Annotated in this window: 15 protein-coding genes and 1 tRNA gene; 12 read left to right on the forward strand and 4 right to left on the reverse strand. The window is 67.8% G+C overall.

What is annotated here, in order from left to right; translation table 11 throughout:
• Positions 1 to 94: 94 nt before the first annotated feature.
• Both AC1M2K_RS09995 and AC1M2K_RS10000 read left to right on the forward strand, forming a co-directional pair.
• Positions 95 to 3,856, forward strand: a complete 3,762-nt coding sequence (locus AC1M2K_RS09995; RefSeq protein ID WP_480240875.1) for an AAA family ATPase — start codon at positions 95 to 97, stop codon at positions 3,854 to 3,856.
• A gap of 32 nt (positions 3,857 to 3,888) precedes the next feature.
• Positions 3,889 to 4,116 carry a hypothetical protein gene (locus AC1M2K_RS10000; protein WP_480240876.1) on the forward strand — a complete coding sequence of 76 codons (228 nt, stop codon included), beginning with the start codon at positions 3,889 to 3,891 and terminating at the stop codon, positions 4,114 to 4,116.
• Between the two features lie 79 nt (positions 4,117 to 4,195).
• On the opposite strand, the gene mscL is transcribed toward AC1M2K_RS10000, so the two are convergent.
• The 3 genes from mscL to AC1M2K_RS10015 are packed head-to-tail and all read right to left on the reverse strand — an operon-like array spanning position 4,196 to position 5,546.
• On the reverse strand, positions 4,196 to 4,600 hold the full coding sequence (mscL, locus tag AC1M2K_RS10005; RefSeq protein WP_480240877.1) for a large conductance mechanosensitive channel protein MscL: 405 nt from the start codon (positions 4,598 to 4,600) through the stop codon (positions 4,196 to 4,198).
• Positions 4,601 to 4,628: 28 nt separating this feature from the next.
• Positions 4,629 to 4,925 carry an FmdB family zinc ribbon protein gene (locus AC1M2K_RS10010; RefSeq protein ID WP_480237248.1) on the reverse strand — a complete coding sequence of 99 codons (297 nt, stop codon included), beginning with the start codon at positions 4,923 to 4,925 and terminating at the stop codon, positions 4,629 to 4,631.
• A gap of 42 nt (positions 4,926 to 4,967) precedes the next feature.
• Positions 4,968 to 5,546 (reverse strand): 5-formyltetrahydrofolate cyclo-ligase, encoded by a 579-nt coding sequence (locus AC1M2K_RS10015; RefSeq protein WP_480240878.1) that lies wholly within the window; start codon positions 5,544 to 5,546, stop codon positions 4,968 to 4,970.
• A gap of 90 nt (positions 5,547 to 5,636) precedes the next feature.
• Here AC1M2K_RS10015 and galU point away from each other — a divergent pair, with 90 nt between their 5' ends.
• The 5 genes from galU to ppk2 all read left to right on the forward strand — a co-directional run bounded on the left by galU (position 5,637) and on the right by ppk2 (position 9,261).
• Entirely contained in the window at positions 5,637 to 6,530 is an 894-nt protein-coding gene (gene galU, locus AC1M2K_RS10020) for a UTP--glucose-1-phosphate uridylyltransferase GalU (protein ID WP_480240879.1), read from the forward strand.
• A gap of 31 nt (positions 6,531 to 6,561) precedes the next feature.
• Positions 6,562 to 7,227, forward strand: coding sequence for a GNAT family N-acetyltransferase (locus AC1M2K_RS10025; RefSeq protein ID WP_480237245.1), 666 nt, complete (start codon positions 6,562 to 6,564; stop codon positions 7,225 to 7,227).
• A gap of 77 nt (positions 7,228 to 7,304) precedes the next feature.
• Positions 7,305 to 8,234 (forward strand): hypothetical protein, encoded by a 930-nt coding sequence (locus tag AC1M2K_RS10030; RefSeq protein ID WP_480240880.1) that lies wholly within the window; start codon positions 7,305 to 7,307, stop codon positions 8,232 to 8,234.
• Between the two features lie 43 nt (positions 8,235 to 8,277).
• Positions 8,278 to 8,350: transfer RNA gene (locus tag AC1M2K_RS10035), tRNA-Ala, on the forward strand.
• An 80-nt stretch (positions 8,351 to 8,430) separates the two neighbouring features.
• A complete protein-coding gene (gene ppk2, locus AC1M2K_RS10040; RefSeq protein ID WP_480240881.1) occupies positions 8,431 to 9,261 on the forward strand; it encodes a polyphosphate kinase 2 in 831 nt (276 codons plus the stop codon).
• A gap of 15 nt (positions 9,262 to 9,276) precedes the next feature.
• Here ppk2 and AC1M2K_RS10045 read toward each other — a convergent pair whose 3' ends face one another.
• Positions 9,277 to 10,137 carry an Fpg/Nei family DNA glycosylase gene (locus AC1M2K_RS10045; RefSeq protein ID WP_480240882.1) on the reverse strand — a complete coding sequence of 287 codons (861 nt, stop codon included), beginning with the start codon at positions 10,135 to 10,137 and terminating at the stop codon, positions 9,277 to 9,279.
• An 83-nt stretch (positions 10,138 to 10,220) separates the two neighbouring features.
• Between AC1M2K_RS10045 and AC1M2K_RS10050 the strand changes: the two genes are divergently transcribed.
• The 5 genes from AC1M2K_RS10050 (at position 10,221) to AC1M2K_RS10070 (ending at position 18,139) form a co-directional block, all read left to right on the forward strand.
• Entirely contained in the window at positions 10,221 to 10,658 is a 438-nt protein-coding gene (locus AC1M2K_RS10050) for a hypothetical protein (protein WP_480237238.1), read from the forward strand.
• Positions 10,659 to 10,774: 116 nt separating this feature from the next.
• Entirely contained in the window at positions 10,775 to 13,756 is a 2,982-nt protein-coding gene (locus AC1M2K_RS10055; RefSeq protein ID WP_480240883.1) for an FtsX-like permease family protein, read from the forward strand.
• Positions 13,753 to 16,500: an FtsX-like permease family protein gene (locus AC1M2K_RS10060; RefSeq protein WP_480240884.1), complete on the forward strand. Its 2,748-nt coding sequence runs from the start codon at positions 13,753 to 13,755 to the stop codon at positions 16,498 to 16,500. Before AC1M2K_RS10055 ends, AC1M2K_RS10060 begins: the two co-directional genes overlap by 4 nt.
• A complete protein-coding gene (locus tag AC1M2K_RS10065) occupies positions 16,500 to 17,420 on the forward strand; it encodes an ABC transporter ATP-binding protein (protein WP_480240885.1) in 921 nt (306 codons plus the stop codon). The genes AC1M2K_RS10060 and AC1M2K_RS10065 overlap by 1 nt, the downstream gene beginning before the upstream one ends.
• Positions 17,417 to 18,139: an ABC transporter ATP-binding protein gene (locus tag AC1M2K_RS10070; RefSeq protein WP_480240886.1), complete on the forward strand. Its 723-nt coding sequence runs from the start codon at positions 17,417 to 17,419 to the stop codon at positions 18,137 to 18,139. Before AC1M2K_RS10065 ends, AC1M2K_RS10070 begins: the two co-directional genes overlap by 4 nt.

An 18,139-nucleotide genomic window follows, 5' to 3' on the forward strand; every position in this document is an offset into this window, starting at 1 on the left:
GCGCGGGACTGAATACATCGAGAACGCGTCCAACTCGGCGAAAAACCGGTGAAGCTACCGGCGATTGGCCACCCGAGCGCTTAGGGTGTGGGTTGTGTGGCGGCTAGACAAGAAACCAGATGCGCGTGATTTTGATATCGACGACGCCAATACTTCGCTTGCGCTCTCAGTCACCAGTCCGACTGGCTTGAGCACAGGCGATCCGAACTTCGCGGTGGGCAACGTGGCAGAAACGGAACGACAGCGCTGGCGCAGCCAGCTCGCAGCAGTGGGCGGTCGCTCACCTCTGCTGCACTTCGTCGACGAACCGCGCACGCGCATCGAGCTGAGCTCCACCCACCCCGGCGGACTGCCGCAGTTCATCACCGGACACTCCACACTCCTGTCCAACCTCATCCGGGACGAGCTCGCCCTCCGCAGCGCGAAAGCCGCCGCAGACCAGATCACCGTCAAGGGCATCGAGCTGCGAACCGTCCGAGGGATCGAGTCGGTGCACCTCGCCATCGGCCTCGCCCAGTGGCGCAACGACGGTGAAGACTTCTCCGCACCCGTTCTGCTTCGCCCCGTGGCGATCCGCCGCTACGGCCGCGATTTCGAGCTCAAGCTCAAGGGCGCTCCGTTCCTCAACCCTGAGCTCGCCCGTGCGCTCCACGAGCAGTACCGGATCACCCTCGACGCCGAAGCGTTCGAAGCGCTCGCCGTCACGAACGGCGTGTTCAAGCCGCAGCCGGTCATCGACCGGCTCCGCGGCCTCACCCAGCATCTCGAATGGTTCAGCGTCCAGCCGCGCCTCGTCGTCTCGTCGTTCGCAGACGTCGGCACCGCCCTCTCTCGCGACGCCGGCGAACTCGAACACCCGGTCCTCGACGCGCTGGCAGGCAACCCGGGCGCGCGGCGACTCGTCGAAGGACTGTTCAGCCCCGTGGATGCCATCGGCCAGGACGACCGCCCACCGACAACGGACACACTCCTCCTCGATGCAGACACCGAGCAGGAGAACGTGATCGCCCAGATCTCCGCCGGGCACTCCATCGTCGTCACGACACTCCCGGGCACCGGCGGCACCCAGACGGTCGTCAACGCCATCGGTGAGCTCGTCTCCCAGCACAAACGGGTCCTCGTCGTGAGCGCCAGACGCTCCAGCCTCGACGGCATCCGTCACCGTTTCAGCAAGGTGGGCCTTCCCGGATTCACGGTGAGCCCTGGGACCATCCGCCGCGACCTGATCCAGGCGATCTCACGTAACGAAAAGGCCGTCGCGCCCAAGGTGGCCGACGTCGACGACGCACTCGTTCGTCTGCGCAAGGTTCTTCTCGACTACCGCGGCTCGCTCGGGCGCGTCGACGGCGGACTCAAGGTCAGCGTCATCGACACCCTCGAAGCACTGACCCGCCTCGGCAACCTGCCCGTTCCGCCGACGACCTCGGCACGCCTCGACCTGGCATCGCTCGAGAAGCTCGCCGGCAAGCGCGAACTCATCGCCCGCAAGCTGGCCACAGCCGCATCCCTCGGTGAATTCCAGTACGGCCCGGACGACTCGCCGTGGTACGGCGCCCAGTTCGCGAGCACCAAGCAGGCCAAGGCGACCCACGACCTCGCCAAGAAACTGCACCGCACCGAGCTGCCCCGCCTGCTCGAGCGCGGCTACGAACTCATCGGCCAGACCCGGATGCGCGCATTCGAGTCGGTGGAGGAGCTCGGCGTCTACCTGCGACTCCTCCTCGACGTCCGCGAGACCCTGGACAAGTTCCAGCCGAGCGTCTTCGACCGGTCGCTCGGTGAACTCATCGCCGCGACGAGCGCGAGGCGGGATGCCCCGGCCATGTCAGGCGCGAACCGTCGCCGTCTGAAGAAGCTCGCCCGCGAATACGTGCGCCCGGGCGTCCATGTCGCCGACATGAACGCAGCGCTCCGTCGCATCCAGCAGCAGCGCACACTGTGGCAGCGCTACGTGGCCGCCGGTGTCACGCCCGAGGTTCCGCTGGGTATCGCCGACGTCCAGGTCGCCTACCAGCGCGTCGTCGAGGACCTCGGCAAGCTCGATGTGCCCCTCGGCCGCGACAAGTCGCAGGCCCTGATCTCCCTCCCGGTGAAGGAACTCGTTCGCCTGCTCTCCGGCCTGGCCGCCGACTCGCAGGTGATGGAGAACCTCCAGGAACGCACCACCCTCATCGCCGAACTGCGCGAGAAGGGCCTTGCGCCGCTCATCACGGACCTGTCCGTCAGGCACGTCCCCGAGGAGCAGGTCTCCGCCGAGCTCGAACTCGCCTGGTGGCAGTCCGTGCTCGAACACATGCTGGCCACCGACCGAGCCCTGCTCGGAGCCAACACGAGCGTCATCGACCGCCTCGAGGCAGACTTCCGCCTCGTCGACGAAGCGCACGCCTCGGCATCCGGTGCTCTCCTCGGTTCGCTGCTCGCCGACACCTGGAAGATCGGCCTCGTCGACTTCCCGGAGGAGGCGACCGCCCTGAAGAAGCTGCTCCGCGGCGACGGCGCCACCGCCGCACGCCTCGAGGCGACGGCACCTCACCTGTCGCGCGTGCTGTCACCGGTCTGGCTGGCGTCGCCGTATGAAGTGCACGTCATCCCAGACGGAGTCCGCTTCGACACCGTCTTCCTGGTCGACGCCGGCGCAACGACGCTCGCCGAGAACGCCGGAGCGATCCGACGGGCACGACAGGTGGTCGCCGTCGGTGACCCGGTCACGCAGAGCCCGACCCCGTTCGACATCGCCATCGGCGAGACGGCCCACGCCGAACCCGCCGCAGACGACGTCGACGCCAGGCATGCCGACTCCGCCCTCGCGCACCTGTCGGGACTGCTGCCGACCCTCACACTGACCCGCAGCTACCGTGCAGGCGGTGAGGACCTGGCCGAACTCGTCAACCACCGGTTCTACGGTGGAGAGATCGAATCCCTGCCCTGGGCAGGATCGTTCCTCGGCCACGGCAGCCTCACCCTGGACTACGTTCCCAACGGCCACGGCATGCCAGACCCCGAGACCGGGGGAGTGGAGAGCGTCGACGCCGAGGTCGCCCGCGTCGTCAACCTCGTGCTCGAACACGCCATCAATCGGCCGCGCGAGTCGCTCATGGTCATCACCGCGAGTGAGAAGCACGCCACCCGGGTCCACCAGGCCGTCATCTCCGCCTTCGCGATGCGCGCCGATCTCTCAGACTTCATCCTCAAGGAGCGGGCGGAGCCGTTCACGGTGCTCACCCTCGAGCAGTCGGTCGCAGAGAGCCGCGACCGGGTGATCTTCTCGCTCGGCTACGGGGTCACCCCGCACGGCCGCGTGCTGTCCAACTTCGGCTCCCTCGCCAAGCCGGGCGGAGACCGGCTGCTCGCCGTCGGCATGACCAGGGCCCGCCGCTCCATGGTCATCGTCTCCTGCATCCGCCCCGAGGACATCGACGTCGACCGCATGCAGCACGGCATCGCCGCGCTCACCGAGATCCTGCGCCAGCCGGTTCAGCACGTCCCCACCCCGCCGGCGACGGACGGCGCCGAGCCGATGCTGCTCGACCTGGCCGAGCGGCTGTACCGCCACGGCCTCTCGGTCGAGGTCGGCTACCGGGGCAAGCTCGCACTCGTCGCGTCGTACGACGGCAAGGCCATCGCCGTCGAGTCCGACCCCGAGGTCGGATCGGACTCGCTGCGTGAGTCCCTGCGGTTGCGGCCTGATGTGCTCCGGCGCCTGGGCTGGCACTACCTCCGTGTGCACAGCTTCGACCTCTTCAGCGACCCGGACGGCGTCGCGTCGAAGATCGTGTCGATGCTCGGGGCACCGCAGCTCGACGCGTCGACGCGGACCGGGCAGACGGATGCCACGGACGGCGACGCACGTCTGTGACGCTTAGAGTCTGTGACGCTTAAACTGGGAGTATGAGCGCCCCACCCCCCTCAGCAGGCGAGTCAGACGACACGCCGGTTCGACGTATCCGTGGTTCGCGGCGCGCCATTCGCCCCGGCGCGCCCGGCGCAGATCCGACCCCGCAGCAGATCCGGGAGCCGGTGAAGGCGACAGAGGACAGGGATGCAACGTGGGGATCGCGCGGAGCGGACAGCAACGATGACCAGCTGAAACGGGACGTCCCTCCGCACTGGGGCTGACCGGCCGTCCGCCAGGACACCACCGTTAACGACGAACCGCGAGCAGCCGGGCTGCTCGCGGTCGGACGTTCAGGCCGCGTCAGGACCTGGTGTTGCTCTTGGCCAGGAGGTCACGGATCTCGGTGAGCACGTCGATCTCGGTGACTGGAGCCTTCTCGGTGACCACGCCGGCCTTGCGGCGGGCTTCAGCGTGCTCCTTCATCTTGTTGATCGGGAGGACGAAGACGAAATACACGACGGCGGCCACGATGAGGAAGGTGATGATCGCCCCGACCACGGCGCCGAACTTGATCGTGGCGTCACCGATCGACACATTGAACGCCTCGTTCAGGCTGTCGGCCTTGAACAGGGCGCCGATCAGCGGATTGAAAATGTTGACGACGATCGAGTTCACGACTGCCGTGAACGCGGCACCGATGACGACGGCGACGGCAAGGTCGATGACGTTGCCCCGCATGATGAAATCCTTGAAACCCTTGAGCATGGCAGGTGTCTCCTGTCTGACGAGCGAACTACGAAGCGGAAGCGGTGCTGCCTGAGGAGCTCGAGGTCGAGCTGCTGGCAGCAGGAGACGACGATACAGCCTTCTCCGCCTTCTTCGCGGGTGCCTTTTTCGCTGAGCTCTTTTCCGACGCCCTCGAGTCGTTCCGGTAGAAACCCGACCCGTTGAACGTCACGCCGACGGCGCTGAACAGCTTGCGCAGCTTGCCCTGGCAGGTGGGGCATTCGGTCAGGGACGCGTCGGTGAACGACTGCTGGATGTCGAAGGCGGTGTCACAGACGGTGCATTTGTACGAGTAAGTGGGCATGAGTATTCCTGGGTGGTTGCGGCAGTGTGCCGGGTCGTGGAGCTAGAAATCGTAGATGCGGGACGGCGTCACGGCGCCGTTGACCGGCTGGTCGTGCTTCTCGCGGGGGACGTCCGATTGGACTTCGTTGTCGAAGACGACGGCATAGACCGGCGGGCATTTCTCCATCGAGCCAAGAGTCTTGTCGAAGTAGCCGCGGCCCCAGCCCAGGCGGGTTCCGTCGGTGCCGATGGCGGCGGCGGGGACGATGATGAGGTCGACCTCGTTGATGGCGATCGGACCGAGGAGCTCGCCGACCGGCTCGGGCATCCCGAACAGGCCTTCGGTCTCGGTGCCCTCGTCTCCGACGGTCCAGTCGAGGAGTCCGTCCTCGCGGCTGACGGGGAACAGGACGCGGATGTCATTGGAGAGGGCCCAGTTGAGGAAGGGCCGCGTGTTCGGTTCGTTGACCGCGGAGAGGTAGCAGGCGATGCTCCTGGCATCTAGGCCGGTGACCAGGGCGACGAGGTTGTTCGTCACACCGATGGTGGCCTTCTCCCGCTCGTTCGCGGTGAGATTCTGCCGCCGTTCGCGCAGTTCGGCACGGAGCGCGCGCTTCTGATGATCGGCGGGACTGGGCATGGCCTCATTCTAGGCGGGGGATGCGTCGTAACCGGCATCCGTTCGCTCAGGGGTTATCCGGGCGAAATCGGCTCCCACTACGATTGACCCATGTCTTCATCAGTACGAAAAGTCGTCATCCCCGCAGCCGGACTTGGGACTCGCTTCCTTCCGGCAACCAAGGCCATGCCCAAGGAGATGCTGCCTGTCGTCGACAAGCCCGCGATCCAGTACGTGGTCGAGGAGGCGGTAGAGGCAGGTCTGCACGACGTCCTGATGATCATCGGCCGCAACAAGAACGCACTCGCGAACCACTTCGACAGGGTCACTGAGCTCGAAAACGCCCTCGAGGCGAAGGGCGACACCACCCGTCTCGACCGTGTCGTCGAAGCGAGTGAGCTCGCTGACATCCACTTCCTGCGTCAGGGAGACCCGCGGGGCCTCGGCCACGCCGTCCTTCGTGCCCGCCGCCACATCGGCAACGAGCCGTTCGCCGTCCTGCTCGGCGATGATCTCATCGATGCCCGCGACCCGCTCCTCACCACCATGATCGGCGAGCAGGAGACCCGCAACGCGACGATCATCGCCCTCATGGAGGTCGACCCCTCCACCATTCAGATGTACGGCTGCGCGGCCGTCGAGGCCACCGACAACCCTGACGTCGTCCGGGTGACCGGGCTGGTCGAGAAGCCGTCCCCTGAGGATGCGCCGTCGAACCTCGCCATCATCGGCCGGTACGTGCTCCGCCCGGAGATCTTCGACATCCTCGAGACGACCGAGCCGGGCAAGGGAAACGAGATCCAGCTGACCGACGCGCTCCAGGTGCTCGCCGCTGACGAGTCGATCGCCGGGGGCGTGTACGGCGTGATCTTCCGCGGCCGCCGCTATGACACCGGCGATCGCCTCGACTACATCAAGGCGATCGTCCAGCTCGCGTCGGACCGCGAGGATCTCGGAGTCGACCTGAAGCCGTGGCTCAAGGAATTCGCCGCCAACCTCGAATAGCCCTCGCCGGACAGTCTGAAGGAGAACAGCGGTGCCTCTACCCGTGCCCGTGCTGAGCGACGGCCCGATCTCGGTCCGCCCGGTTCGCGTTCGCGACGCGAAGGCGATGGAGCACGAACTCCTGAGCAACCGCACCTGGTTGCGCCCATGGGAGGCGACCAGCCCGTACGCACCGCGCTCCTTCGACATGCGGTCCAGCATCCGTTCGCTCCTGCAGAACGCGCGGTCGGGGGGTGGACTGCCTCTGGTGATGGAATATGAGGGCCAGTTCGCCGGCCAGCTCAATGTCTCCGGGATCACGTACGGCTCCCTCTCATCGGCGACCCTCGGTTACTGGGTGTCCGAGCGCTTCGCGGGCAAGTCGGTGACCCCCACGTCAGTCGCGCTCGCCACCGACTACTGCTTCGGTCAGCTGGGCCTGCACCGGATGGAGATCTGCATCCGGCCGGAAAACGGTCCGAGCCTGCGCGTCGTGGAGAAGCTGGGATTCCGTTACGAGGGATTCCGCCGCCGCTACATCCACATCAACGGGGACTGGCGTGACCACTTCTGCTTCGGGCTCGTCCGCGAAGAGGTTCCGCATGGCGTGCTGCGTCGCTGGCGCGACGGCACAGTACCGGCAGGAGCCGCGAGCATCCCGGCCACCGACCTTCTGGCGTCCCAGACTCCGTTGCTGCCGCCCCCCGCACTGTTTTAAACCTTCAACCTCAACTTTCGGGTGACACACCCCCCGCAATGAAGTCCGAATGACCGGAACGCTCATACCGTAGAGCCATGAATGGTGGCGGACTCCTCAGCGGCGGAATCGTCTTCGCCGTCGCCGCCGCGCTCTGGATCGTCTACCTTCTCCCGACCTGGCTGCGTCGTAGCGAGTATGTCGCGGTCGAACGGAACGCGATCCGGCTTCAGCAGACACTGCGGATCCTCGCCGAGACCTCTGAAGTTCCGCAGGAGATCCGGGTCGAAGCGACAGCACGCGATGTCGCCGAACAGCAGAAGGTCCTCAAGCAGCTCGAAGCGGAGGCCCGCGAACGCGCTCGCCTCGAGGCCACCGTCTCCGCCGAGAGCGCTCGCGCCTCAGCATCGGCCGCGATCGCCTCTCTGCGCGCCGAACCGCGGGTCCGGCTGGCCCGGGCACGCCGCCGGGCACGGCTCGCCGCTACGGGCGTGCTCATGGTCTCCCTTCTCGCCGCAGGAGCAGGCGGGTGGCTGTTCGCCACCGCCGGGTCCCCCGTCCTCCTGGCAGCAGCAGGCGGCACGGCCGTCCTCGCGCTCTCTGCCCTCGTCCGCATGGCCAGGGTGACCGCACGTGGTGTTCGGGTTGCTGCGCCCGCACAGGCGGCCAGGCAGGCCGACGTGTTCGAGCCGGTCGATGTCGAAGAGTCTGCACCCGAGGTCGCGACCTGGACGCCGTCGCCGCTCCCCAAACCGCTTCACCTCTCGCAGGGTTCAGCGGCCTCAGATGCCATCGCGCAGGCCGACGCACACGCAGCCCTCCGACGTGCGGCACTGGCCCAGGTCATGGCTGCACGCGCTGCCGAACAGGCACCGATTCTGCCGTCGATCACCACACCGGTCGTCGACCAGCCTGCGGCCGGCACGGAGGCTCAGAGCCGCTTCGCGGGCATGGGAATCGTCGACGACACCGAGATCCCGCAGACCGACGTCGCGGCGATCCTCAGCCGCCGCCGCGTCGCAAGCTAGTGAATCGCGCGCGATGAATCGCGTGATAATCTGGACAACATCAGGGCCTATGGCGCAGTTGGTAGCGCGCCTCGTTCGCATCGAGGAGGTCAGGAGTTCGAATCTCCTTAGGTCCACCCTGAAAACCGTCGCCGTTTCGTAAGTGCCGCACCGTCTGGACCCTGGGGTCCGGCATCCGAGCTGGGAAGGGCACACGTTGTCCGAATCGAAAAAGTCGAAGAAGAAGCAGAAACGGGTCGACAAGGCGCTCTATGAGGCCGAACTCGCCCGACTGCAGGTCGAACTGGTCGCCATGCAGCGCTGGGTCGTGTCGAGCGGCGCGCGCGTGCTGGTGCTCTTCGAGGGGCGTGACGCCGCAGGAAAAGGCGGGGCGATCAAGCGAATCGTTCAGTACCTCAACCCCCGGTCGGCCCGGGTCGTCGCGCTGCCCACTCCGAGCGAGCGCGAACGCGGCCAGTGGTACTACCAGCGGTACATCGAGCACCTTCCCACTGCCGGCGAGATCGTCCTCATGGACCGTTCCTGGTACAACCGCGCCGGTGTCGAATGCGTCATGGGTTATTGCTCGTCCGAGGAATACGAGAGGTTCCTCGCGCAGACGCCGATATTCGAGCGGATGCTGGTCGACGACGGAATTCTTCTCATCAAGTACTGGTTCTCGGTCTCGGACGTCGAGCAGCAGAAGCGCTTCGCTTCGCGACTGAAGGATCCGATGCGGCGCTGGAAGTTGTCGGACACCGACCTGGCGTCGATCACCAAGTGGGAGGACTACTCCCACGCGAAGGACGCCATGTTCGCCGCAACGGACATCCCCGAGGCTCCGTGGTGGACCGTGGAGAGTGACGACAAACGGGCGGCGCGGTTGAACAGCATCGCCCACCTGCTCTCCCAGGTACCGTACGAGCAGACCGAACCGCCTGAGGTGACGATTCCCGATCGGCCCGACGCCAGCGACAAGGATCGCCCGGACATCGACGAGCAGCACTTCGTCCCCGATCACGCGAAGAGTCTCGCGGCGAAGAACTGACCAGGCGTCAGCGGCTCATTTGAGAAGCCGGGACAGCACCCTGTCGGCGAGCGGCTTTCCGCCGGTCTGGCAGGTGGGGCAGTACTGGAAGGTCGAGTCGGTGTAGATCACCTGGCGAACGATGTCTCCGCACACCGGGCACGGTTCTCCGGTCCGGCCATGCACCTGCATTGCGGACTTCTTCTCCTTCTTGAGCTCCGACGCCGCCAGCCCGTCAGCACGTTCGATCGCGCCGGCCAGCGTCCACTGCATGGCCTCGAACAGCCGGGCCACCTTCTCGTCGTCCATCGCCGCCGGCGCGAACGGCGACATCCGAGCGGTGTGCAGGATCTCGTCGGAATACGCATTGCCGATGCCGGCGATGAGCGACTGGTTGCGGAGCACCCCCTTGATCTGCGACCGCCCCGCCCCGCCCAGGATGCCTCTGAACACGTCGAGGGTGAAGTCGGGGGAGAGCGGGTCGGGTCCGAGCCGGGTGATCCCCGGTACGTCGTTCGGATCGCGCACCACGTACACGGCGAGGCTCTTCTTCGTCCCTGCCTCGGTGATATCGAAGCCCGACCCGTCGTCGAGGACCAGTCGTGCGGCGAGAGCCGTCCGCCCCGGTCTTCCCGACGCTGCAGGCGGGTCGGCACGCCAGCGGACCCACCCGGCCCGTGCGAGGTGGATGATCACGTGGAGGTCGTCGACCTGGATGTCGAGGAACTTCCCGTGCCTCGTCACCTGCCGTACGGTGCCTCCGGCGAGCGCGGCGACGGGAGGGTCGAATGTCTTGAGCGCGGCGAATGACACGACGTCGAACCGCTCGACGATGCGGCCGTCGAGGCGTGAGCCGAGATCGGTGACGAGCGCGTGTACTTCCGGAAGTTCAGGCACCGTCCCAGTGTCCGCCAGACCTCGGACATCCGTCCAGTGCCGATGCTCGATAGGCTGGTGGATCTGCAGCCAGGAGGAGTCCCATGTTTGACAGTGTGCCAGGTGGATGGCTCTGGGGAGTCGCCATTGCGGCGATGCTCGTTGTCGTGATCGTTCTCTTCGGCCGGAGGATGAAGGGCGCATTCTCGGCGGAAGGGTCCGCGCGGTTCGACACCACCGAGATCCCACCTGACGACCCCGAATCCCGCGAGTTCATCGTCCGCGACGACAAGACCGGGTCGCGCATCCAGTTCGCCACCCTCCACGAGCAGGGCCGGGTGCTCGGCATCGTCGTGCCCGCCAAACACCTGAGGACCGGCGTCGAGGTGGACCTGTTCGAGGCTGCACTTCCCTCAGCACCACAGGTCCGCACGTGGCACTGGCCGCAGACGACACCGGACGGCTACGCGGCGCTTCAGATCATCGCCAGACGGATGCCTGACACCACGTTCCTCGACGCGCAGGGCAATCGCGTTCTCTGAGCGCGCGGCGTCACCCCGCTGGCGGCCACAGCCCGGATAGTGTGAAGTCATCGTTCACCGATCGGTCGGACGACCAGCGAAGGCCGCTGGGGACAGACATCGGGGAGGGCTCGGCAGTGGGTCCTCTGGTGCTGGCAGCGAAGCGATCGCGCGCGCACGCCGGCCTGCTGGCAGCCATCGGCTTCGTCGCCGCCATGATCGTCGCGCTTCTGGTCGGCCTCGCGGCCTTCCTCGCAACGGCGTCGGAGTCCGGCATCCGCTCGACGCTGGAGACTGCGCCGCCGACCGCGTCGGCGATCCTCATCGAGACGAACCTGTCCGACGACCCCGAGGCCCAGACAGCCGCAGCGAGTGCGCAGTTCGATACCGTGTTCGGTGATCTGCCGGTGACGGTGGTCCGTACCGTGCAGTCGTCAGCGGTCGAGGTGTCAAGACCCGGTGAACCGCTCGATGCGGCACAGGTCCTGCTGCGCGTCGACCCTCAGCTGGAGGACCACGCCAGCCTGGTGGACGGCGACTGGGCCCGGAACTCCGGGACGGGAGGCCAGGCCACCATGCAGGCGGATGCCGCCGAGCGTCTCGGCGTCAACGTCGGAGACGTGCTCGACCTGGCGCAATCGCCTGAGCCGGTCACCGTCGTGGGCACGTGGCGCCCGAACGACGCGACCGACCCTTACTGGTTCGCCGAGCCGGCGATCCTCTCAGGAGCCGACGGCGATGTCGCCGGTCCGCTCGTTCTCGGAGAGGACGAGCTGGCCTCTCTCGACGTGCCGGCGACGGTCCGCTGGCAAGTGGCGCCTGACACGTCGGTCGTCGCCGCAGGGGACATCGCCTCGCTCTCGGCGGCGTTGCCCCGGCTCGAGTCACGCGTCGCCGACGATGAAAACCTGACAGTCGACTCCACCACCGTCCGGGGCACCCTGGCCGCCACGCTCCAGGTGATCGGTGACCGGCTTGCCACCGTCACCGCGATCGCCGTGGTGCCCGTCGCCCTCGTCGCGACACTGGGGCTCGTGGCTGTCTGGCAGCTCGTCCGGCTGCTCGCTTCCGCGCGTACCGCCGACACCCGCCTGCTCCGTTCCCGCGGGTTCTCAGCCGGGCAGCTGGCGGCCGTGACCGTGGCCGAGGCCCTGCTCGTCGCACTGCCCGCCGCCGCCATCGGTGTGGCAGGCGCGTGGCTGCTGCTCGCCCTCATCGCCGGAGGCACAGCGGCCTCGGAGGTCGCATCCCTCTGGCCCGTCGCCCTGGCCGTCACCCTGGCTGTGGCGATCGCGTCCCTGCTCGCGGTTCGACGTTCGGAGCGGGAGGCACGCGACGTCGGGACGGCGCGCCGCGCTCTGGCCGTCACATCGGGTGCCACGGTGATCGCCGTGATCGCCGCGGCCGTCTCGCTCTGGCAACTCAGACTGTACGGGGCGAGGGAAGGCGGCGGACCGGTCGATCCGATCGCGGTCGTCGCGCCCACGGCGACTCTCCTCGCCCTCGGGCTCCTCGGCCTCCTACTGTTGTTTCCGATCCTCACGGCCGTGGAGCGGCTCGCCGCTGCCCGGCCGGGGATGCTCCCGGTGTTCCCCGTCCGACAAATGGCGAGGCGGCTCCCGATCTACGGTCTGGTGGTTCTCCTGGTCACCCTGGCAGTCGGAGGTGCGACGTTCGCCGCCGGGTACGAGAACGGGTGGCGCACCCTCGACGACCGGGCAGCGGCGCTTCGCACAGGCGCTGACGTGCGCGTCGCGATCGACGTGTCCAGCAGCATCCGTGACGACGGGTCCTTCGTTTCGGCTGTTTCGTATGCGGCACTGGCCGGAGTGCAGGCGGCCGCCCCCGTGCTCGCCACTGAGGCGACCGTCGGCAGCGACGCGATTCCCTTCATCGCGGTCCGCGCGGCGGCCGTCCCCGGTCTGATGACCTTTCCCGGTGGAGAAGCGGATGCCGTGGCTCTCGCGGACGCACTCGCCGCCGAGCCGGCGGGAACTCCGCTGGAGCGCGGCCCCGTCAGCATCACCCTGACGGTCGCGGCGCCGACCGCGGACAGTGAGGGGACGGTGGGGGCCTTCCTCTGGATGGCCGATGAAGACGGAGCACTCACGCGATTCCCACTCGGAACGACGACGGTCGGCGACGCGAGTGAGACCGTGACCTTCACCGTCGATCCTCCGGCAGGCGTCTGGCGGATCCTGGCTGCAGAGGCGAGCCTGTCCGGATCCGAGGGCGCCGAGAACGTCGCCGTGACCCTCGCGGGGAATTCTCTCCCCGCGCCTCTGGAGCTGACGTTGTCGTGGCGGGACCCCACCCGTCGCGCGATGGTCGGCGGTGACGCCGAGGCGAAGGATCTGGCCGTCGTGGTGACGGAGAGCACGGCCTCTCGGGTCGCTGCGACCGTCGGTGACCGGCTGTCTCTTCGCCTGGCAGGGTCCGGCGCATCTGTGGAGGCCGTGATCGTCGGTACGACGACGGTTCTTCCCGGGACGACGGGAAGCCAGGGCATCAGTGCCGACCTGCCCAGCCTCAACGACTACCTCCTGCGGACGTCCGAGCGCATTCCGCAACCCGGCGACGTGTGGCTTCGAACCGATCGACCGGACGCCGTGACCGCTGCCGTCGGGGCGCTGTCCAACCACACCAGTCTCGTCACGTCGCGCGCCACCGAGTCGAGCTCCCTCCTCCTCGAACCGGTCCTCGCCGTCCTGTGGTGGGGGATGGCCGGCGCCCTCCTCCTCGCCGCGGTCGGTTTCGCGGCCATGACGGCCACTCTCGCGGTCGCCGGGAGGGACGACGTCGCGGTGTTGCGTGCGTTCGGGATGCCACAGAGAGACCAGGCGCGGAGCCGCTTCTCCGAACTCGTCGCGATTCTCGGCACGGCTGTCGTCCTCGGTCTCGGTGCAGGCATCCTGGTCTCTGCGGGAACCGTCGAGGTGCTCTCGCGCGCGGCGGTGGGGGCGACACCGGGGAGCGTGCCCATGGGGTTCGGCTTCGCGCTCCCGCCGCTTGCCGCCCTCCTGGCCGGTTTCCTCGTCGTCGCCGTCGGGATCGCCACTCTGTCCGCAAGCCGCGTGAACGTTCATGCCCGTCGGGGAATACGAGCGGAGTCCCGATGACCGTCCGTCGCTCCCGCGTCGAAGCCCGGTGGCTGCTCTGGCGGCACATCGCGTCAGACGTGAGCGCTTCCCTGCTCGTGGCCGTGCTGACCTTCGCGATCGCTGCGCTGTTCGCGTTCACGCCAGGCACCATCGAAGCGTCGAATACGGCAGGACTGGGATTCGACCTCGCCCGGCTGTCCGCCGCCCAGCGCGACATCATGTCGAACGACAGGATCCCGCCCCCATCCGGTGCGCCACGGGAAGCCGGGTCCACCGACCTGCCTGCCGACCTGGAGGCGGTCTGGGGGAAGTTCGACGAGGAACTGGCCGACGTGCGCAGCGACATGCCCCAGCTCCTGCAGTCAGCGGTGGGTGCGGCCAGATACACGGCGACATACGATCCGGTCATCGTCGAGGGTGCAGACGACACCGGTGGCCAGCGGAACTTCATCTCCCTCACCTTCGACCCGCGGATGGAGGACCACATCGAGCTCGTCGACGGCGAGTTCCCCGCGGCGGTCACTTCGCCTGTGCCGACAACCGGAGTCATGCAGGTGGCGTTGTCCGAGGCGACGGCATCATTCATGAGATGGCCGGTCGGTGAGGTCCGGTCGATCGGAGTCGCGAACGGGGGCAGACAATCCGTCGAGCTCTCCGGGACTTTCGACGCGCGGGCGAGCGACGACCCGTACTGGGATCACACCCTCGCCACCCTCCGCCCGTCGATCATCGATGACGGAGTCTCCCCTCCGACGTACATCGGCGGGGCGTACGTGAACCCCGAATCGTGGCCGGAGTCCGCAGGCGTCGGGGTGCGCGTCCAGACCCGCGTCTGGTTCCCGCTCGACGGATCCGCGATCCACGCAGCAGACGCCGAAGCTCTCGCCACGTCCATCCGCGAGTTCTCCCGCGTCCGGTACGAGGTCACACCGCCGGAGGACTTTCTCAGCTTCGCCCCGCCGACCCGGGCGTTCACGAGCGGCGCACTCTCCACCATCCAGGAGTCGATCGACCGGGTGCAGGCGACGAACGCCGTCATGGCCCTCGTGGTTGCCGGTCCGCTGGGGGTTGCTTTCGCGGTGGTGTGGCTGGCCGCAGGGCTGATCGCGACCCGGCGTCGCCCCGGCCTGGTGCTCGCGGCGGCACGTGGAGCAACCGACGGACAGGTTCGGGGCACCCTGGCTGTCGAAGGCCTTCTGATCGGCCTTCCCGCTGCTGTGATCGGCACCATCGCCGGAACGATCCTCCGTCCCGGGAACCTGGCCGTCGGCGCCGCCGTCGTCGTTGTCGGCCTCCTTGTCGGGCTGGCGCCCGCTGCCCTGCTCGCGGCGAGCAGCCCGGGGAGTTTCCGCCAGGTCAGATCCGACCTGGGCGACCGGAGCGGGACCCGGCCGCTTCTCGAGCTTGTCGTCGTTGCCCTTGCCGCGGTGTCCGTCGCCTTGCTTCTCGCCCGCGGGCTGACGACGTCTGCCGAGCAGACCGGCGTCGATCCGCTCCTCGCGGCGACACCGCTGCTCCTCTCGCTCGCCGGTTGCGTTCTCGCACTCCGGGTGTACCCGATTCCCCTGCGCAGCCTCGTCCGGGTCACTCGGGCACGCGCTGGCCTCACGGGTTTTGTCGGATCGGTTCGAGCGCTGCGGGACCCTGTCGCCGGGGTCGTCCCCGTCCTGGCCATGACGGTCGGAGTCTCGGTGGCCGTCTTCTCCGGTGTGTTCTTCACGACGCTCGACGACGGCATCTCGACGGCCGCCAGAACCCAGGTGGGCGCAGACCTCCGCGCGAAGTCTTCCGTGGTTACCCGCGACGGCGTTGCCGAGATGGAAGGACTCGACGCTGTCGAGAGCCTCGCCGTCGTCTACGACGAAGCACAGATCCAGACGGTCATCGACGGGACGCGCACAGACGTGACCTTCCTCGTCGTCGACGTCGATGCTCTCCGCGCCGTTCAGGACGGAGCCCCTGGAGCCCTCCCGCTCGGAGCTGAGCTCACCGTGCCCGCCAGCGACGGTGCATCCGTTCTCGTCTCCGCGGAGCTCGCTGACGCCCTCGGCCCCGCCACCGGGATCGAGCTCGGGTCGGAGGCGGTCGACGTGGCGGGTGTGGTTCCCAGCGAGACCCCGCTGTCGAGTCGACGGACGTGGGCGCTGATCGACAGGGAGGTCGCCGACGACCTCATCAACGTGGACTTCTCCCCGAAGATCGTCCTGATCGACCTCGTCGACGGTGTGGACACCCCGGAACTGGCGGGCGAGATCGAGTCGATCCTCGGCCCCGGTTCCGATGTCACGTCACCGGTCTCCGCCGCGAACGAGCAGCGGGCCAATCCGGTGGTCTCCGGCCTGACCGGAACCCTCGTGGCAACGCTGGTCGTCACCGGGCTTCTCTGCGCTCTCGCACTCGTGATCACGCTCGTGGTCAACGCGCCAGCGCGCAACCGGGTCCTGCGGATGCTCCGGATCCTCGGTGCAGACAGGAGGGAGAACGGCCGCCTGGTCTGGTGGGAGCTCGGGCCGATGCTCGCAACGGCCGTCGTGGTCGGCGTGCTGCTCGGCCACTTCCTCCCGTACCTGGTGATCGCGGGGATCGACCTGCGGCCGTTCACCGGCGGAACGGTTCAGCCCTCTGTGTCGATGAACCCGCTGCTCACCGCCGTCATCACCGGCAGTTTTGTTATCGTGGCCGGTGGCGGGGTGCTCGCAGCGACGTGGTTGCTCCGCCGTGTCAACCGATCCGGCACGATCGGAACGGGAGAAGAGGAATGATGGCTCCAGGAACACCACCGGACATCCTGTGCATCGACCTGGTCAGGATCTTCACGGCCAAGGGCATCGAGGTACAGGCGCTGCAGGGACTGAACCTGAGGGTCGACCCAGGTGAGATGGTCGCGCTCGTCGGGGCATCCGGCTCCGGCAAGTCCACCCTGCTCACGATCCTGTCCGGTCTCGACACCCCGACGGCGGGCGTCGCGCATGTCGCCGGGCACAATCTGCTGGAGATGCGGCGGGCCGAACGCATCCGCTACCAGCGACGGAGTGTGGGATTCGTGTGGCAGCAGACCTCGAGGAACCTTCTGCCGTACCTCACGGCAGCGGAGAACGTCGCCATGGCGCTCACGGTCGCCGGCGGCACGACCGCGAGGGAACGGGAAGCCCGGGTCGCTGAGGTGCTCGAGCTGCTCGACGTGGGCGATTGCCGCGACCGGCGGCCGTTCGAGATGTCGGGCGGCCAGCAGCAGCGCACGGCAATCGCTGTGGCGATGGCGAACGCTCCGAAGGTGCTCCTCGCCGACGAGCCGACCGGGGAACTCGATGAGGCCACCAGCACGGAGGTCCTCGCGGCGATGCGGACGGTGAACGAGGAAAGCGGGGTGACGACCCTGATCGTCACCCACGACCCGGCGGTGTCTGGACATGTCCGCAGGACGATCCAGATCCGTGACGGTCGCACATCCACCGAAGTGCTCAGACGGATGGAGACCGACGAACACGGAACGGAGTACAGCATCGCCGAGGAGTTCGCCGTGATGGACCGTGCAGGGCGGCTGCAGCTACCCGAGGAGTTCACGTCCGCGCTCAGGCTGCAGGACCGGGTGCGACTGGCGCTCGAGCCTGACCACGTCGGCGTCTGGCCGGGCGATGAGGGCGGCCAGGGGCGCGGACCAGAGGACGGGCAGGAATCATGACGGTGGCGCTTCGGGCCGAATCGCTCTCCAGGGTCTTCACCACGGCTGCCGGCGACGTACATGCCTGCCGCGACGTCTCCCTCGAGGCGCACGCGGGGGAGCTTCTCGTCGTGCGCGGTCCGTCCGGTTCGGGGAAGACCACCCTGTTGAACCTGCTCGGCGGCCTGGACACGCCGACACACGGCCGGGTCTGGGTCGGCGACCGTGAGCTGGGGACCATGAGCGAGCAGGACCTCGCGGCGGTGAGGCGCGACGAACTCGGCTACATCTTCCAGTCGTTCGGCCTGATCCCGATCCTGTCTGCCGCGGAGAACATCGAGGTCCCCCTCCGGATCACCCGGACGGATCCGGCCGACCGCTCGCGGGTCGTCGCGGAGATGCTCGACCTGGTCGGTCTCGGTTCGCATGCCGACCAGCGGCCGTACGAGCTGTCCGGCGGGCAGCAGCAGCGGGTCGGCATCGCCAGGGCGCTCGCCTCGTCGCCGCGCATCCTGCTCGCCGATGAACCGACGGGGCAGCTCGACAGTCGCACGGCGGCCGACATGATGGACCTCATCGGCGACCTCGTGCACTCCCGCGGTGTCGCCGCCGTCGTCACCACACACGACCCCCTGCTGATGGAACGTGCCGACCGGGTCCTCGAGCTTCACGACGGTGTGCTGCGTTCGCCCGGCTCGCGTCCCGGTCGTCACGCGGCGGCCGTCATCGACCTGGCCTGA

The sequence above is a fragment of the Mycetocola sp. Y171 genome, from assembly GCF_056713165.1.

What these genes read in the sequence shown, in the direction of transcription:
- AC1M2K_RS10000 (WP_480240876.1), top strand. Translation starts at nt 3,889, where the DNA reads ATGAGCGCCCCACCCCCCTCAGCAGGCGAGTCAGACGACACGCCGGTT.
- mscL (WP_480240877.1), bottom strand. Translation starts at nt 4,600, where the DNA reads ATGCTCAAGGGTTTCAAGGATTTCATCATGCGGGGCAACGTCATCGAC.
- AC1M2K_RS10010 (WP_480237248.1), bottom strand. Translation starts at nt 4,925, where the DNA reads ATGCCCACTTACTCGTACAAATGCACCGTCTGTGACACCGCCTTCGAC.
- AC1M2K_RS10015 (WP_480240878.1), bottom strand. Translation starts at nt 5,546, where the DNA reads ATGCCCAGTCCCGCCGATCATCAGAAGCGCGCGCTCCGTGCCGAACTG.
- galU (WP_480240879.1), top strand. Translation starts at nt 5,637, where the DNA reads ATGTCTTCATCAGTACGAAAAGTCGTCATCCCCGCAGCCGGACTTGGG.
- AC1M2K_RS10030 (WP_480240880.1), top strand. Translation starts at nt 7,305, where the DNA reads ATGAATGGTGGCGGACTCCTCAGCGGCGGAATCGTCTTCGCCGTCGCC.
- AC1M2K_RS10050 (WP_480237238.1), top strand. Translation starts at nt 10,221, where the DNA reads ATGTTTGACAGTGTGCCAGGTGGATGGCTCTGGGGAGTCGCCATTGCG.
- AC1M2K_RS10060 (WP_480240884.1), top strand. Translation starts at nt 13,753, where the DNA reads ATGACCGTCCGTCGCTCCCGCGTCGAAGCCCGGTGGCTGCTCTGGCGG.
- AC1M2K_RS10065 (WP_480240885.1), top strand. Translation starts at nt 16,500, where the DNA reads ATGGCTCCAGGAACACCACCGGACATCCTGTGCATCGACCTGGTCAGG.
- AC1M2K_RS10070 (WP_480240886.1), top strand. Translation starts at nt 17,417, where the DNA reads ATGACGGTGGCGCTTCGGGCCGAATCGCTCTCCAGGGTCTTCACCACG.